Raw genomic sequence first — 16,167 nt, 5'->3', positions numbered from 1 at the left:
CGGCCGGATCAATCGACAAGAGAAGGGAAAGTCAGCATGCAAGCCACAACCCCGAAGCTCGAGTTCACCGAACTCGAGGCTATGGAAGCACTGAACGACGCTGATGACTACATGCGGGGCTTCGCCGTTGGCGTGATCATCGGAATCCTCGCGCTGACGTAGGAGTCGCATTCGCATGTCGACCCAGGAGGTATGAATTGCAGACGAAGTCGCTGGAGTTCCAGGAACTCGAACAGATCGACTCGCCACTCGAATGGTGGGAGCACGCGAGCTACATCATCGCCATCATCGGCGGTGCGGCCGCGATCGCGACCTGACCGAGGGGTGCGGGCGCATCGCGCGCCCGCACCCCATTGCTCCCCGCTGAAAGGCGATTGTTGAATGTCAGGTTTCATCACCGAAGCCATGTCGGCGCGACTGGAGATGGTCGGCGCCGTCCCCCAGGAGCAGGACCTGTACGCGGGCACCGGCACCGACTTCTACGAGCGGCTGGTCGGTTCCGATCGCGCAGAGATTCGAGAAGTGCTAGCGCTTGCAAGAGACACCGCCGGTCCGATCCTCGATGTCGCGGCTGGCAGCGGGAGGCTGACGATCCCGCTGGTGAGATCCGGTAATCGAGTCACCGCCGTCGACCTCTCGGACGACATGCTCGCCCATCTTCGTCGTGCCCTGCCGGACCAGTCGGCATGGGAGTGCGTCGTCGCGGACATGCGCGACTTCTCCCTGGGACGTCGATACGGGCTCGTCATCATCGGCGCGACATCCATCACGTTGCTCGACCGCGTGGGGAGATCGCTTCTCTACGCGAACGTGCAGCGTCACCTCGCGCCCGGAGGGGTGTTCGCCTTCACGGTCGCCGCAGGGGCGTCTGCGCACAGCCTTGCCGTGCCGAGGGAGCAAGAGATCAGGGTCCCCGGTGCAGGCCAAGACGAGATCTATCTCTTCTCGCAGCAGGTGGAACCGGACGGCGCGGCGCGGGTGGTCAACTGGGTCCGTGCCTCTGACCTGACAGACGGGGGAGAAGTCACCGTTCTCACGAGCAGATTGCAGCTTCTCAGCCACGAAGTCCTCTCGAGAGAACTCGTCGAAGCCGGTTTCGACGAGCCCGCTGTATCTCCCGTTCGAACGCACCTCGGCGCGGAGATCCTCCTTCTCAAGACTTCGTGGCCGGCAACCCCGGGGCTGGCGGATGGCGATGTTTCCGACTAGCTCGCTTCGGGGGCGGAAGAGATCCACGCCGACTCCGCTCACTGCAAATGCGTGTCCGCTTCTGTCGTCCGGAGTCACGTTCGTGGGAGCCGACGATGAATCGATGGCGATAGCGGTGCTGCACGGCGTGCCTTCATCCCGGGTCTCGCCGCCGGTCATCGCCCTGCTGTCGGCGATGGACGGCACGACCTCGCTGCAGGATCTGCACCTGCGCTTCGCCGCATCCGAGTCGTCGGAGGCTTTCCTGGAGCTGGTCGAGCGTTTTCGCGCCACGGGGCTGCTCGAGGGCGAAACGAAGCTGCCGCCCGGTCGGCTGACCTATCGGCCTCCGTTCACGCTGCAGATCGCAACGCTTCGCGCGGCCGCCATCTTCGGTCGAGTGGACCGTTTGATCGCGCCCCTCTCACGCCGGGTGATCCTGGTATCCGTTGCCACCCTGCTCTGCCTGGGGTTCGTGGCCGCCATCCTTCAGGCGAGAGAGCTGCTGAATGTCGTCACCACGCCCTTACCCTTGGTGGCGATCGTGGTTCTCGTCGCCGTGCTCGCTTGCCTCACCCTGCTCCATGAGAGCGCCCACGGCCTCACACTCACGCGCTACGGTGGCAGGCCCCGGCGCGCTGGCGTCATGCTCTTCTACCTCGCTCCCGCTTTTTTCGTCGATGTGACGGATGGCTGGCGCCTGGCTCGCCGCCGGCAGCGCGTGGACGTGGCGCTTGCCGGACCGGCCGTACACACTGTGGTCGCCGCGATCGCACTCACGGCGGCACTGGTGGCTCCGCAACCGATCGTCCGCGAGACCCTGCAGATCCTCGGTCTCTCCTGCACGGCCATCGTTCTCGTCAATCTGATCCCGTTCGTGCGGTTCGACGGGTATATCGCGCTCATGAGTGCGCTGGACGAGCCGAACCTCAGGAATCGGACGATTCGCGACGGAGCGAACTTCCTGACCCGCCTCCTCTTCGGCGGACGACGCATGAGCAAGAGCGTGAACACGTGGTGGAGCGTGCCGTTCGGCCTCGCGAGCCTCATCGCACCGATCGTGCTGGTGCTGTTCGCCGTCACACGCGCGGTCCGATCGCTGGCCGCGGGCGGACCGATTCTCGGGATGTTCGTGGTGGCGCTGGAAGCCGTCGTCGTGCTCGTCGGGATGGGGCTTTTGTGGAGGGCCCTGCACCGGGTGCTCCGGTCGGGCAGGTCGCGGCTGCGGTTCACCTCGGTCTGCGCCGCGCTGGGCGTGAGCATGGTGATCGCCGGAGCCTTGATCTCCGTTCCGATGACCGCCACATTCGGCTTCTCCACAGAAGGCGGCCGAGTGGTCCTTGTCCACGCCGACGGGCAGACGCCCGTGAAGATACGGGCTGGGAGCCCTATCGTGCTCTTGAGCAGCGGCATCCTCGGGAGCCGGCCGGTCGGTGAAGGAACGGCAAGACCGCAGCGACCCGAAGCGACGAGGGTGCCGCTCGATGCTCTGGTCCCTGCAACGGCGGAGGGCGTGTCCGTCCCGGCAGTGTCCTTCGCCGAAGTGGATATATCCGACAGAAGCGGGAGTCCTCCCGAGGCCGGGCAGGCGAGGGTCGAGCTCGGCACGTCGAGTCTGTGGGAGTTCCTCTGGGTCACCGGCGTGATTCAGCCGCTGTCGGCCCACCCGAGCGAGAAGTAGGAAGAGGATCAAGATGAACGATCATGCAATCGAAGTCCGAGCACTCACGAAGCGATACGGGAAGCGGACGGCCGTCGAAGCGCTGTCTTTCGCTGTGCCGCGCGGTTCCATCGTCGGTCTGCTCGGTCCCAACGGCGCGGGCAAGTCGACGACTCTGCGCAGCATCGTGGGCCTGCTCGCGCCGACCAGCGGCGACAGCCTCATCGATGGTGCGCCGTTCACCTCACTCGACAACCCCGCATCGCACGTCGGCGTCCACATGGACGGGTTCGGGTTCGAGCTGGGTATCACCGCGAGAAGGCATCTGGAGATATCCCGAGTCGCGGCCGGCGCACCACCCGACCGGGTCGACGAGGTGCTGGAGGTGGTCGGACTCGCAGCAGATGCGCGTCGCCGCGTCAAGACCTATTCGACGGGGATGGCCCAGCGGCTCGGACTCGCTGCTGCTCTCATCGGTTCGCCCCGGACTCTCATCCTGGACGAGCCGGCGAACGGGCTGGACCCCGACGGCATCCGGTGGCTCCGGCGGTTCCTCCGCGGCTTCGCGGACAGCGGCGGCACCGTCTTGATCGCCAGTCATCAACTGCCCGAACTGCAACAGGTCGTGGATGAGGTCGTCGTCATCAAGCGGCGCGCGCTGTACGCCGGACGGCTCGGCGACCTCGTGACGAGTGACGGCGACTCGCTCGAGAGCAAGTACTTCGACCTCGTCGAAGGAGCACCCGCATGAGAAGCGCCATTCGAAGCGAAGTGCTCCGTGCCACGAGCGGACTCTCTATTCTGCCGGTGTACTTCATAGCGATCCTCATGCCTCTGTTCGTGCTCTTCTCCGACGGCTCCCGCTTCGATCTCGCCGGCCTCGATGCCGGTGCGGCGACCGTCCGGCTCCTGGAGCCGCTCGCCTGGTCTGCCGTCGCTGCGGCGTTCGTCGGGGCATACGGTGTCACCCGTGAGTACTACTACGGCTCGATGGACCGGACACTCACCGGAGTCGGCTTCCGTCGAGTGTTCACCGGGAAGCTCGTGGCCGGTGCCCTCGTCGCCGTCGCACTGTCTTCTTGCATCATGGTGCTGTGGACCGTGGGCGTTCATTTCGTCCTGATCCAAGACGGACTGGTGCTCGCGCTCACGACGGATGCCTGGCGCATGTACGCAGGCGCTCTGTTGGGGGCGGTGCTCGGCGCGCTCGTGGGAGGCGCCACCGGCTGGATCACCCGTAACTACTACGTGACTGCGGCACTCGTGCTCGCCGTTCCGATGGCGGTCGAGTTCGCGCTGCTGCGCAACGCGCCCGAGGTGGCGAGGTTCTCGCCCGGGCTGGCTCTCGCCGCGCTGAGCGTCCCCGGATACCAGGACCGACTGCTCGAGTTCGTGCCTGCCCTCGGCGTCGCGCTCGCATGGACTCTCGGCCTCGTCGCACTCGCATGGCACCGACGGCGAAGGGCGGTCGCGTGATCCGGCGGGCTCTCCGAGCACAGGCCCGCAGCTTCAGGTCTGACGTCGTCCTCCTCTGGAGCGCGGTGGCGGCGATCGTGGTGTCGCTCTCCCTTGCGACGACCATCCCGCCGGAGTTCGCGGACGCCCCTGCTGATGCTCGCGAGGCGCTCATCGCGCCCTTCGCGGCCGTGCTCGCGACCTATGGATCAGTTCTCGCCGCTGTCTACGGCTCGTTCCGATACACCGTCGACCGGCGAGATGGTGTCATCGCGCAGCGGCTGATGCTGCAGCCTCGCTGGGCGATCCTCCTCGTCCGGCTGCCCACTTCCGCCCTGGGTGGGGCGGTCGTCGCGCTCGCGGGCGTCGTCGGGGGTCACGTTGCGCTCACGATCGCCATGGGCGGCATCCCGATGCAGTGGTCATCGGTCGGGACCGCCGTCGCGCTCGGTGCTGTCGCCGGCCTCTGGGGTCTGGGGCTGGGGATCGTCATCCAGGCCCATCTGGTGGCGCTGTTCGTCGCCTCCATGTCCATGGCGGTGGCGTTGCTGGTCGCGCCGTTCTGGAGCGTCGGCGCTGCCTACTTCCCGCTGCTCGCGATGCTCGAGGCGTTTCAGTTCGACCTCGTCACCGTGGGACTGGCACCGGAAGACGCCCTCGACACCTCCCTGGCCGTGCTGGTGGGAGCAGGGTGGGTGGTGCTGGCGCTCGCGGCCGGTGCCGTCGCGTTCCTGAAGCGTGACGTGAAGTAGCGGCTCTGAGCGAGTTCCACCCACCGCCTATCCCCGACGTAGGATTCCTGGGTGGCAACCCCCAAGATCGTCCTCTTCTATGCGTTCACGCCCCTCGCCGACCCCGACGCCGTGCGCGTCTGGCAGCGCGATCTCGGCGAGGCGCTCGGGCTGCGTGGGCGACTGCTCATCTCGAAGGACGGGATCAACGGCACGCTGGGCGGCGACATCACGGTCCTCAAGAAGTGGCTCCGTTCCTTCCGCTCGTACGCGCCGTTCGCGGACGCCGACATCAAGTGGAGCGAGGGGACCGGCTTGGATGCCGAGGGCCGCAGCCTCGACTTCCCCAAGCTCAGCGTCAAGGTGCGCGACGAGATCGTGTCGTTCGGGGCTCCCGGCGAGCTGCGGGTCGACGAGCACGGCGTCGTCGGCGGAGGGACGCGTCTCACCCCCGAGGAACTGCACGGGCTGATCGAGGAGCGCGGCGACGACGTGGTGTTCTTCGACGGCCGCAACGCCCTCGAGGCGCAGATCGGGCGGTTCCGCGGCGCGGTCGTGCCCGACACCGAGACCACCCGGGATTTCGTGCAGCTCCTCGACTCCGGTGCCTACGACGAGCTCAAGGGCAAGCCCGTGGTCACCTACTGCACCGGCGGGATCCGCTGCGAGGTGTTGTCGAGCCTGATGACGGCTCGCGGCTTCGGCGAGGTCTACCAGCTCGAGGGCGGCATCGTCCGCTACGGCGAGAAGTACGGCGACGACGGCCTCTGGGACGGGTCGCTCTATGTGTTCGACGGCCGGGGCTCGGTCGACTTCTCGGACCATGCCCGCGTCATCGGCGAATGCGTCGGGTGCGGGGCGCCCACCAAGCGCACCGCCAACTGCCCCGACCTCTCGTGCCGCTCGCAGTTCGTGGTGTGCGAGGCCTGCGTCGCTGTGCCCTGCTCGGCGCACGCCGCCTGAACGCGACCGTCCAGCGCCCGCCCTCGCGGCGCGCCGCCGTCAGACCGCGGCACCCGGCTCGGCGGCCCGTGGCGCGTACAGCGAGCGCGGCAGCAGCGCGGCGCGCACTCGGGTCGGTCGGTCGACGCTGGCGCGCAACTGCCCCAGGACCTGGCGCAGCGGCTCGGAGAGGTCAGTCGATGCCTCACCGGAGCGGGCGTAGTTGGACTGCTCGACGGCATCCGTGAGTCGCCGCATCGCCGCCGCGTCGACGTGACGCTCCCGCACGAGCCCCGCCGCACGCACGCGCGGGGTCTCGGCGTCGGACACGTCCAGCTGCAGGTCGATCAGGGTGTCGCGGAGCTCGGCCCAGGCCGCCGCGGGATCCCCGTCGCGCGCTCGGCTCAGACGGCCGCGGCGCTCGACGACGCGGATGAGCGCCGGCAGCAGGAGCAGCACGACGACTCCGAGTGCCGTGAGCAGGACCGGTGTCGTATCCAGGCTGCGCTGTGCACCGCCGTCTGCGGAGTCCCCGCCGGCATCCTCGCGGTCCACTTCCGGCCCCGAGGTCTCCTCGCTCTGCGGGGCCGTGGTGGGCACGGGGACGGAAGGATCTCCGGGTCCACCGCCCTGCGTCACTCCCGCACGGAACGCGGTCGGCACGCCCAGGGAGGCGGTCGGCTCGAACGGAACCCAGCCGACTCCGGGGAAGAGCACCTCCGGCCAGGAGTGCAGCTGATCGCTGGTCACCGAGAAGACCGACTCCGTGCCGCGCTTCTCGTCGGTGAGCGACCCCGGCAGGTAGCCGACAACGATGCGCACCTGCATCCCCAGGCTCTCGGCCATCAGCGCGAACGCTCCGGCGAAGTGCACGCAGTACCCCTGGCGCGCTTCGAGGAACTGCGCCACGGCGTCGGCGCCGGTGCCGTCGAAGCCGTCCTGCACCGGCGTCTCGAGGGAGTACGCGAACTGCGAGCGGAACCAGTTCTGCAGAGCCACGAGTCGGTCGTAGTCGGTGCTCGCGGCCGCGGTCACGTCGGTGGCCGTCTCGGCGATGATGCCCGGCAGCTCCACCGGTTCGGCTTCGGGGTCCACGACGGGTGCTGCCGCGTCGATCGCGCGGATCTGCTCGAGCGTCGGGTTCAGCCGGGACGAGGTGACGGTGTAGTCGTTGCCGACGGCATCCGCGCTGCGGGAGAAGAGCGTGCGGTTGTCGGGGGAGACCCGCCACGAGCCGCTGAGACCCTGCACGGCGGTAGCGGGGTACGGCACCGGAAGCCACGAGCTCGACATGCGCAGCACCCGGATGGAGGTGTTCTGCTCCTCCGTCGCGATCTCCTCGCTCCACTCGGGGGCGCCGAAGCCGTCGTCCTGCGACTGCAGGTCGCCCCGGTCCGGCTGCCAGACGCGTCCGTCGAAACGGGAGAGCGTCGTCAGTCGGAGATAGGGCGCCGCATCCCCGTCCGCCGCCACGGTCAGCACCTCGACCGGGTTCGGCTGACGCAGATCGTCGCCGAGCCGCAGCGACGCATCGACCGTGACGCCGACGCCGGTGCCGGCCATGCTCGTGGCGACGGGCAGCGCGGGGGCGATGGCGACGGTCGTGACGAGCGCGGCGGCTCCGATCGCGACCGCGAGGGAGGCCGACGACCGCCGCGGCGATTCCGGATGCCGGCGCGCGGTGTACCGGAAGAGAAGCAGGGCCATCACGCCGTAGAGCACGAACCAGACCACGTTGGTGTCACCGAGGGTGATGATCATCGGCACCGCGCCGATGGCTCCGGTCAGCAGCGCCGCCAGCACGGCCGACCGGTGCGCCACGAGGTGATCGACGAGGATCGCGACGATCGCGAAGCCCGCGCCCATCGTGGCGGCGAGCCCGGGCGAAGCATCCAGCGGTGCGGAACCGAACGCCACCTCCTCGAAGGCGGCGGCTCCGAGAGCCCCGAACACCGCGATGGTGGTGGTCGTCGGGATCACCCCGAAGATCGCGGTGTCACCCGCGACGAGTAGCGTCACGACGCCGATGGCCACGAGGATCTGCGTAAGGAGGGTGCCGGTGTCCTGCAGCCATGCCGCTCGCCGGCGCAGGAGGTGACGCAGCAGCATGCCCGTTCCCGCCACGACGATGACCACGACGAGGACGGTGCCTGACCAGGTTCCCGGAGAGATGACGGACGTGTACGGCCACGTCGCGACGAGTGTCGCCACGGCCGCCAGCGCACCGGGACCCACCACGCCGGTCGGCTCCTCGCGATCGCGATGCCACCGCGGTGCCGTCGGTGCGGGGGCGGCCGCGGTCGGGGGCGACTGCTCAGCGCGGAACATCGCCGACTCCGATCCGCGCCGAGACGGCATCCTCCCACGCCTCGGCGATGTCCCCTCCGAGCTCGACGACGGTCCAGCCGTGCGGGGTGGAGGCCTCGACGGCACCGGGCAGCAGTTCGGTGCTGAACAGCATCGGAGCGGTGGCTCCCGCCGGACGCAGCAGTGCGGCATCCTCCTCGTCGAGGCGCCCGGTGATGTAGACCAGCGGGCCCGGAGGCGTCCCGCCGATGAGCGACGCGAGATCCCGGCTCTCACCCCGGGGCGTCACCATCGCCAGCGCCACGAGCAGACCGTCGCGGTCGTCTTCGTGTCCGCGCAGAGCGCCGAGCAGGGTCCCCGCGCCGTCGATCACGTCGACGCTGTACCCCTCCCCCGCGAGATGGATGGCGGAGGATGCGCACAGCGACACGGCGGCTTCGAAGGCGGGATCGGCGTCGACGCCCGGCGCGTCCCAGTGGTGGCTGCTGCGATCGAGCACGACGACCGCGTCGGGGCTCGATTCCTCCTCCTCCTGCCGCACCATGAGCTGCCCGCGGTGCGCGGTCGCCCGCCAGTGGATGCGGCGCATCGAGTCGCCGGGGATGTAACCCCGCGGCGACAGGTTGTCGCTGCCCTGCCCGAGCCTCGTCGAGGAGGTGTGCGCGGTTCCGCCGGCGGCCCCGACCCGCACCGCGAGAGGCGCGAGGGCGAAGACCTCGGGCACGACGGTGATGCTGCGGGTGTCGCCGAACGACTGTTCGCGCTGGGCCAGCCCGAACGGATCCACGGTGCGCAGCATGAGCGGCCCCAGCGGCCAGACCCCGCGTCGGACGCCGGTGATCAGGTAGCTCAGCTGACCCGTCTCTGCCGGGTACTCGCCGCCGGAGTCCCCGGTGACGGCGTCGGGCAGCACGTCGTGCCACAGCCCGCGCGGCACACGGAGGGCGCGCAACGTGAAGCGCACCGTGACCCGCGAGGTCTCCGACACCGTGAGCAAGTCGGTGGAGATCTGACGCGTGACCGTCCCGGATCGGCGGGGGAGGCGGACGGCGAGGAGCGAGAAGAGGGTGAGGGTTGCGAGCAGCACCCCGATGTAGAGCAGGATGCGGGCGCCGAGCACGTTGGCGGCGATCATGCAGCCCAGCGCGGCGATGAGCGCACCGGCGCCGCGGCTGGTGAGGGATCGGCGTCGTCGCATGAGGGTCTCGGTCAGGAACGGGTCGCGACGGGCACGCGCACGCGTTCGACGATCTGGCTCAGCGCGGCCTCGACGGGCTGCGCTCCCGCACGGTGGGCGCCGCGCGCGGGAAGCAGGCGGTGCGCCAGCACGGGGATCAGCAGCGCGGTGATGTCATCGGGGATGACGAAGTCTCGTCCGTCGAGGGCGGCCCACACCTTCGCCGCCCGGATTAGCTGCAGCGTCGCGCGGGGGCTCGCCCCGAGGTGGAGGTTCGGGTCGGAGCGGGTCGACTGTGCCAGGGCGACCGTGTACTCCTCGAGCGCAGGAGCCACGTGGACGGAGCGCGCCCACGCGATGAGTTGCGAGATGGATGCCGCATCGGCGACGGGTGTCACCGCGGCCAGCGGGCTCACGACATCGCGCTGGCGGAGCATGAGAGCTTCGGCTGCGGCATCCGGGTAGCCCATCGAGATGCGCATCATGAAGCGGTCGCGCTGCGCTTCGGGCAGGGCGTAGGTGCCCTCCATCTCGAGCGGGTTCTGGGTCGCGACGACCAGGAACGGCTTCGGGAGCAGATGCGTCGCACCGTCGACCGTCACCTGACCTTCCTCCATCGCCTCGAGCAGCGCGGACTGCGTCTTGGGCGAGGAGCGGTTGATCTCGTCGGCGATCACGATGTGGGCGAACACCGCACCGCGCTTGAACTCGAACTCCCGATCGACCGGGTTGTACACCGAGACGCCGGTGACGTCGCCGGGAAGCAGGTCGGGCGTGAACTGGATGCGGCGCACCGTCGCGTCCACGCTCGCGGCGAGTGCGCGCGCGAGCATCGTCTTGCCGACCCCGGGCACGTCTTCGATGAGCAGATGCCCCTCCGCGAGCAGGCAGACGAGAGCGCTGCGCACGGCATCCGGCTTGCCGTCGATGACCTGACCGATGGAGCCGAGGATCGCTGAGGTCTGCGCGGCGAACCGCTCGGCGTCGATCATCACCGGGACCAGGGGGGCGTTCTCGGGCATGCGTTCCCTCTCACATCGGCGCTGCGGTGCGCGTTACTCGATCGTAACCCTGTGGCGGGGGTATCGCTCTGGCAGTTCCTCGCGCTGAGGTCGGGCGTCGCAGGAGGCGAGGGCCGTAACAGTAAAGTACGGCCCCCAGAACCACAGCTGGTTCTGGGGGCCGTACTCGCGTTTGCCTCTTATTTCCGAGATCTGGTCTTGTCCCCGGCGTGCTTCTTATGGGATCGGCGGGTGAACGAGAAGAACACCACCAAGAAGAGCATCGCCGACATCATTGCCCAAAGCATGCGGCGAATCTAACACTTCACGCTTGTGGGGATGAACGATGGCACGTCCAGTTTGAGGCGCGTGGTGATGGACGAATATCTCATGAGCTTCTTCCTTCTCTTTCCTATAGCACTCGCTGTCTGAGAGTGTCACGTTACCTTTTAGATCTCGATATGTCTGTCCTCCGAATGGCTGACTCGCCGGATAGGGGCGACCGGAGTATCATCGGCGCCCCGTCATGGTTCTGCCCTCCGCGGAGGAGCCGAGTCGTGGGCCTGTGGATGTAGACGGCGGTTGCGTTGACGGTCGGTCGACGCTGGCTCGTTGGCACCCGCCGGACGCGACCCAGCTCGGATCGACGCGCTTCATCGCGCCTCCGCCTCATGCGAGCGCAGGGTGCCGCGGAAAACGCCGTGACTAGAGCGGGAGACTGATGGCATCCGTGATCTGCTCAGTCCGCCAAAGAGCGGGGGAGTGTCGTCGAGCCCGTCGTCGCCGGGTTAGGATGGTTGACGGCTCTCCGCGTGGCGGCATCCAGGCCAATTCCCCCAGGGCGGAAACGCAGCAAGGGTAACCGGGCTCTGCTGGGTGCGCGGAGAGTCACTTTCTTTTTCTGCGGGTGGTCCGCCCGACGCTCAGTCGCCTCCGGGCTGCACCTGCGACAATCGTCCGGTGACCGTCACCCAGCCGCCGAAGGCGCAGCATCCGCTCGGCCGATTCGCCTCGCCAGTGCTCCTCCTCGTCGCGATGTGGGTCGTGCAGTTCGCCGATGCGATCCTCCCCGGCTCGTTCACCGGCTTCGGGTTGCGGTCCTGGGACATCTCGGGCCTCGGCGGCATCGCGCTCGGTCCGCTCCTGCATGCGAACTGGCAGCATCTCATCGCGAATTCGGTGCCGTTCCTCGTGCTCGGCTGCCTCGTCGCGGTCGAGGGCACGCGTCGGTTCTGGGCGGTCACGGCCATCGTCGCCGTCGTCGGCGGTATCGGCACCTGGGTGTTCAACGCTCCGGGAACTCTGACGGTCGGCGCCTCCGGGCTCGTGTTCGGCTACTTCGGTTACGTCGTGATGCGGGTGTTCGCGCCGGGCCGGGTCGCCCACCGGATCCTCTACGCCGTCATCGCGCTGATCGTGCTCGCCCTGTACGGCGCCACGATGCTGGCCGGAGTGTTCGGCGTCGCCGACGGCATCTCCTGGCAGGGCCATCTCTTCGGTGCGATCGGCGGCGCGATCGCTGCACTGATCGGCCGCCGCCCGCGAACAGAGCGCGGAGCCCTCGCCCCATGACTCCGGGGCGTGCGGCACCTCGCGCGAAACGCAAGCCCGCGGCGAAGAGGCCCGCAACCAGGCGCGGGAGCACGCGGAGGCGTCGGAAGCCGGGCGCGCGTCGGCAGGCCGCGATCAGGCTCCGCCGTCGGAAGATCCTGCAGCGCATACTCCTGTCCGTCGGAGCCGTCGTGGTCACCGCCGGGCTTCTCGTGCTCATCCCGCTCGGCCTCGCGCGCGACCCGGCGCCGATCTGCATCGACGAGCCGCGCACGTTCCCTGCGGCGGGCATCGAGGGATGGAGCGGGGAGCAGCTCGAGAACGCGGCGACGATCGTGCGCACGGCGGCCGGCCTCGGCTTCGACCGCGACGGGCAGATCCTCGGGGTGATGACGGCGATGGGCGAGAGCAGCCTCCGCAACATCGACTACGGCGACTGGGAGACGAGCGGGTTCACCAACCCCGACGGCTCGCGCACGACGAGCATCGGACTGTTCCAGCAGCAGGACTGGTGGGGGAGTGCCGAGCAGCGGATGGATCCCGCGACCGCCGCGACCCTGTTCTTCGACCGCCTCGGCCGGCTTCCCGGCTGGCAGACCATGGCGCCGTCGCACGCGATCCACCGTGTGCAGATCAACATGGATCGCGAGTACTACTCGCAGTTCCAGGCGGATGCCACGGCGGTCGTCGACGCACTGTCGGGGCCGTGCGAGTGATGCCGACGCAATAGTCCCGGTACGACGCCGGGCGGGTTCACGGATGCCGCGCCTAAGCTGAAGCCGTGGCGCAGAGCATCTACATCACCTCGGCCGAAGGCCATACCGGAAAGTCGACGATCGCCCTCGGGGCGCTCGACGCACTGATGCGCGTATCGCCGCGGGTAGGGGTGTTCCGCCCGATCGCGCGATCCGTCACCGAACGCGACGACATCCTCGAGCTGATGCTGGCGCACGACGGCGTGCAGCTCGACTACGAGGACTGCATCGGCGTCACCTATGACGACGTGCGCAGCGATCCGGAAGCGGCGCTGTCGACGATCGTCGCGCGGTTCAAGGCCGTCGAGGCGCAGTGCGACTCCGTCGTCATCATCGGCAGCGATTACACGGATGTCGCCAGCCCCGCAGAGCTGGGCTTCAACGCACGGATCGCCGCCAACCTCGGCGCCCCGGTGCTGCTCGTCCTCAGCGGTCGCGATCAGCAGCGCCAGGCTGAGCAGCTCGGCACGACGACGGCTCGCGCCGCCGCTGCCGTCGGGCAGATCGCGGAACTGGCGCTGTCCGAGCTCGCGGCAGAGCGCGCCGAGCTGTTCGCGGTCGCCGTGAACCGGGCCGACCCCGACGCACTCGAGGCCGTGATCGATGCCGTGCGCGCCGTGCTGCACGACGACCGGACGCCGGTGTGGGCGATTCCGGAGGACCGTGCGCTCGTCGCCCCCTCGATCCGCGGCATCCTCTCGGCCGTCGACGGGGAGCTGCTCAAGGGCGACGACGACCGCCTGGCGGCGGAGGCGCTGACGATCGTGGTCGCGGGGATGTCGATGGTCAACGTGCTGCCGCGGCTCACCGAGGAGGCGGTCGTGGTGATCCCGGCCGACCGCACCGAAGTTCTCCTCGCCGCGCTGCTGGCGGACTCGTCCGGCACGTTCCCGCGCATCGCCGGCATCATCCTGAACGGCCCCTTCCCGCTGCCGGAGCCGATCCTCCAGCTGCTCGACGGATTCGCGTCGACGGTTCCGATCATCACCACCGACCTGGGCACGTACGACACCGCGGTGCGGGTGATGGGAGCCCGCGGCCGGATCTCCGCCGATTCCCGCAGCCGGTACGACCGTGCGCTCGGCCTGTTCCAGGCGCACGTGGACATCGCCGAGCTGACCGAGCAGCTCGGGCTCGCCGAGTCGCGGGTCGTGACGCCGCTGATGTTCCAGTACGGACTCATCGAACGCGCCAGAGCCGACCGCCGACGCATCGTGTTGCCGGAGGGCGGAGACGACCGCATCCTGCGTGCCGCCGCCACTCTGCTGGCCAGAGAGGTCGCCGACCTGACGATCCTGGGCGACGAGGCATCCATCCGCGCTCGCGCCGTCGAGCTCGGCGTCGACATCGCCGCGGCCCAGGTGCTCAGCCCCACCGACCCCGAGCTGGTCGAGCGCTTCGCCGCGGAATATGCGCGACTCCGCGCCCACAAGGGCATCACGCTCGCCCAGGCGGCAGACACCGTGACCGATGTGTCGTACTTCGGCACGATGATGGTGCACCTCGGCCTCGCCGACGGCATGGTCTCCGGCGCCGCGCACACGACAGCGCACACCATCCGTCCGTCCTTCGAGATCATCAAGACCAAGCCGGGAGTGAACGTCGTCTCGAGTGTGTTCCTGATGGCGCTCGCCGACCGCGTGCTCGTGTACGGCGACTGTGCCGTGATCCCCGACCCGACGAGCGAGCAGCTCGCCGACATCGCCATCTCCTCGGCGATGACGGCCCGTCAGTTCGGCATCGACCCGCGCGTGGCGATGCTGTCGTACTCGACGGGCGAGTCCGGCACCGGCGCCGACGTCGACAAGGTGCGCGCCGCGACCGCCCTCGTGCGTGAGCGGGCGCCCGAGCTGCCGGTGGAGGGCCCGATCCAGTACGACGCGGCAGCGGATGCGGCGGTCGCGAAGGCCAAGCTCCCCGATTCGGCCGTGGCCGGGCGCGCGACGGTGTTCGTGTTCCCCGACCTCAACACGGGCAACAACACCTACAAGGCGGTGCAGCGCTCGGCCGGAGCCGTCGCCATCGGGCCGGTGCTGCAGGGACTCAACAAGCCCATCAACGACCTGTCCCGCGGCGCGCTGGTCGCCGACATCGTCAACACCGTCGCGATCACCGCGATCCAGGCGCAGGGAGATTCGGCATGAGCGCGATCCTGGTCATCAACAGCGGGTCGTCGTCGCTGAAGTACAGCCTGATCGACATCGAGCAGGAGAACCTCCTGGCGAGCGGTCTCATCGAGCGCATCGGCCAGGACGCCAGTCCCGTCGCGCACACCGTCCGCCCGGAGACCGACGGGACGGCCATGCCGACGATGCTCGATGCGACCTACCGCGATGAGCGCCCGATCGCCGATCACGCCGCCGCCTTCGAGATCATGCGCGAGCAGTTCGCCGCGCACGGGCCGTCGCTCGAGGAGCATCGCCCGGTCGCCGTCGGACACCGCGTGGTGCACGGCGGCGCCCGCTTCTACGCCCCGACGCTGATCGACGCCGATGTGGAGCGGCAGATCGACGAGCTCGCGGTGCTCGCGCCGCTGCACAACCCCGCGAACCTGGCCGGCATCCGCGCCGCTCGCGCCGTGTTCGATCAGGTGCCGCACGTCGCCGTGTTCGACACCGCTTTCCACCAGACGCTCCCGCCCGCCGCGTACACCTACGCGATCGATGCCGCGCTCGCCGCGGAGCACCGGGTGCGCCGCTACGGCTTCCACGGCACGAGCCACCAGTACGTGAGCGAGGCCGCGGCAGCGTTCCTCGGCCGCGACCTCGGCAGCCTCCGTCAGCTCGTGTTCCACCTCGGCAACGGGGCGTCCGTGACGGCCATCGACGGCGGTCGCTCGGTCGAGACCTCGATGGGACTCACCCCGCTCGAGGGTCTGGTCATGGGCACCCGCTCCGGCGACCTCGACCCCGCGGCGCTCGTGCACCTGTCGCGTCGTGCCGGCCTCTCGATAGACGACCTCGACTCGCTGCTCAACACCCGCAGCGGCCTCGCCGGTCTCGCCGGGCGCAGCGACATGCGCGACATCCTCGCCGGGGTGGAGGCGGGGGAGGACGCGGCGATGCTGGCCTTCGACGTGTACGTGCACCGCCTGCGCGCCTACGCCGGCGCGTACATCGCGCAGCTCGGGGGAGTGGATGTCATCTCCTTCACCGCCGGCGTCGGCGAGAACGCGGCGGCGGTGCGGGCGGCCGCGATGGCGACCCTCGGATTCGCCGGTGTGGAGCTGGATGCCGCTCGCAACGAGGCCAGGGAGCGGGGCATCCGTCGCATCTCCACGAATTCCTCTCCGGTGGCGGTGCTCGTGGTGCCCACCGACGAGGAACTGCAGATCGCGCGCCAGACGGCCGAACTGCTCTGATCGGCCCGCCGGGGTTACCTCCCGGCGCGCCACAGCATT

Annotated in this window: 15 protein-coding genes and 1 other RNA gene; 13 read left to right on the top strand and 3 right to left on the bottom strand. The window is 69.0% G+C overall.

Annotation, left to right across the window (positions count from 1 at the left end):
* The first annotated feature begins 36 nt into the window (after window positions 1-36).
* From mpaA2 to trhO, 8 genes are all read left to right on the top strand, one after another.
* Window positions 37-162, top strand: a complete 126-nt coding sequence (mpaA2, locus tag ACWGO6_RS09875) for an MpaA2 family daptide-type RiPP (protein ID WP_258131036.1) — start codon at window positions 37-39, stop codon at window positions 160-162.
* Between the two features lie 35 nt (window positions 163-197).
* On the top strand, window positions 198-317 hold the full coding sequence (gene mpaA3, locus ACWGO6_RS09870; RefSeq protein ID WP_308737017.1) for an MpaA3 family daptide-type RiPP: 120 nt from the start codon (window positions 198-200) through the stop codon (window positions 315-317).
* Window positions 318-405: 88 nt separating this feature from the next.
* Window positions 406-1,209: a daptide-type RiPP biosynthesis methyltransferase gene (gene mpaM, locus ACWGO6_RS09865; RefSeq protein ID WP_452326600.1), complete on the top strand. Its 804-nt coding sequence runs from the start codon at window positions 406-408 to the stop codon at window positions 1,207-1,209.
* The gene (gene mpaP, locus ACWGO6_RS09860; RefSeq protein WP_452326599.1) at window positions 1,190-2,869 is read left to right on the top strand and encodes a daptide biosynthesis intramembrane metalloprotease; all 1,680 of its coding nucleotides are present in this window, start codon (window positions 1,190-1,192) and stop codon (window positions 2,867-2,869) included. The genes mpaM and mpaP overlap by 20 nt, the downstream gene beginning before the upstream one ends.
* A gap of 13 nt (window positions 2,870-2,882) precedes the next feature.
* Window positions 2,883-3,599: an ATP-binding cassette domain-containing protein gene (locus ACWGO6_RS09855; RefSeq protein ID WP_376100563.1), complete on the top strand. Its 717-nt coding sequence runs from the start codon at window positions 2,883-2,885 to the stop codon at window positions 3,597-3,599.
* Window positions 3,596-4,324, top strand: coding sequence for an ABC transporter permease (locus tag ACWGO6_RS09850; RefSeq protein ID WP_452326598.1), 729 nt, complete (start codon window positions 3,596-3,598; stop codon window positions 4,322-4,324). The genes ACWGO6_RS09855 and ACWGO6_RS09850 overlap by 4 nt, the downstream gene beginning before the upstream one ends.
* Window positions 4,325-4,389: 65 nt before the next feature.
* Window positions 4,390-5,055 (top strand): hypothetical protein, encoded by a 666-nt coding sequence (locus tag ACWGO6_RS09845; protein ID WP_452326597.1) that lies wholly within the window; start codon window positions 4,390-4,392, stop codon window positions 5,053-5,055.
* 51 nt (window positions 5,056-5,106) lie between these two features.
* Window positions 5,107-5,997, top strand: coding sequence for an oxygen-dependent tRNA uridine(34) hydroxylase TrhO (gene trhO, locus ACWGO6_RS09840; protein WP_452326596.1), 891 nt, complete (start codon window positions 5,107-5,109; stop codon window positions 5,995-5,997).
* Window positions 5,998-6,036: 39 nt separating this feature from the next.
* On the opposite strand, the gene ACWGO6_RS09835 is transcribed toward trhO, so the two are convergent.
* From ACWGO6_RS09835 to ACWGO6_RS09825, 3 genes are read right to left on the bottom strand one after another with little or no spacing between them, the layout of a single operon-like run.
* Entirely contained in the window at window positions 6,037-8,304 is a 2,268-nt protein-coding gene (locus ACWGO6_RS09835) for a transglutaminase family protein (protein ID WP_452326595.1), read from the bottom strand.
* A complete protein-coding gene (locus ACWGO6_RS09830; RefSeq protein WP_452326594.1) occupies window positions 8,291-9,481 on the bottom strand; it encodes a DUF58 domain-containing protein in 1,191 nt (396 codons plus the stop codon). Before ACWGO6_RS09830 ends, ACWGO6_RS09835 begins: the two co-directional genes overlap by 14 nt.
* An 11-nt stretch (window positions 9,482-9,492) precedes the next feature.
* Entirely contained in the window at window positions 9,493-10,482 is a 990-nt protein-coding gene (locus tag ACWGO6_RS09825; RefSeq protein WP_136040742.1) for an AAA family ATPase, read from the bottom strand.
* 778 nt (window positions 10,483-11,260) lie between these two features.
* Between ACWGO6_RS09825 and ffs the strand changes: the two genes are divergently transcribed.
* From ffs to ACWGO6_RS09800, 5 genes are all read left to right on the top strand, one after another.
* An RNA gene (gene ffs, locus ACWGO6_RS09820) (signal recognition particle sRNA small type) lies at window positions 11,261-11,357 on the top strand.
* A gap of 64 nt (window positions 11,358-11,421) precedes the next feature.
* Entirely contained in the window at window positions 11,422-12,033 is a 612-nt protein-coding gene (locus ACWGO6_RS09815; protein WP_452326593.1) for a rhomboid family intramembrane serine protease, read from the top strand.
* Window positions 12,034-12,203: 170 nt separating this feature from the next.
* The gene (locus ACWGO6_RS09810; protein WP_452326592.1) at window positions 12,204-12,728 is read left to right on the top strand and encodes a hypothetical protein; all 525 of its coding nucleotides are present in this window, start codon (window positions 12,204-12,206) and stop codon (window positions 12,726-12,728) included.
* Window positions 12,729-12,793: 65 nt separating this feature from the next.
* Window positions 12,794-14,911, top strand: coding sequence for a phosphate acetyltransferase (gene pta / locus ACWGO6_RS09805; protein ID WP_452326591.1), 2,118 nt, complete (start codon window positions 12,794-12,796; stop codon window positions 14,909-14,911).
* Window positions 14,908-16,128: an acetate/propionate family kinase gene (locus tag ACWGO6_RS09800; protein WP_452326590.1), complete on the top strand. Its 1,221-nt coding sequence runs from the start codon at window positions 14,908-14,910 to the stop codon at window positions 16,126-16,128. The genes pta and ACWGO6_RS09800 overlap by 4 nt, the downstream gene beginning before the upstream one ends.
* Window positions 16,129-16,167: the final 39 nt, after the last annotated feature.

The sequence above is a fragment of the Microbacterium sp. NPDC055665 genome (assembly GCF_053618035.1).
Note: the sequence above shows the minus strand (reverse complement) of the source record. Positions and strands in the feature narration are given on the sequence as shown.